1 pseudogene is annotated in these 227 nt (G+C 55.9%); it reads right to left on the bottom strand.

Annotation, left to right across the window (positions count from 1 at the left end):
* A pseudogene (locus A6R74_RS07155) lies at positions 1-227 on the bottom strand (bifunctional metallophosphatase/5'-nucleotidase); the annotation flags it as partial.

The raw sequence follows: 227 nt of genomic DNA, 5'->3' as shown, positions 1-227 counted from the left end.
CGAACTACCCAGCATGTCCGCAAACTCAGGGCCCTCTGAGCACTCCAGGTACGCGCATAGGATGGGAAACTCGGCACCCGCAAAAAATGCCGCTACCGCCTGATGCCCCTCTTCTGGGTCACCCAAATCAAACTCATGGTTGCCGGGCACAAAGGCGGCGTAGCCCATTAAATTAATGAATTCGAGGGCATCCTGGCCCTGAAACTCAGTGAAAGAGAGCGTGCCAG

It is taken from the genome of Halomonas sp. ALS9 (genome assembly GCF_001651035.1).
Taxonomy (GTDB): domain Bacteria; phylum Pseudomonadota; class Gammaproteobacteria; order Pseudomonadales; family Halomonadaceae; genus Vreelandella.
The sequence above is the reverse complement of the archived record's forward strand: the minus strand, read 5'-3'. Positions and strand labels throughout refer to the sequence as shown.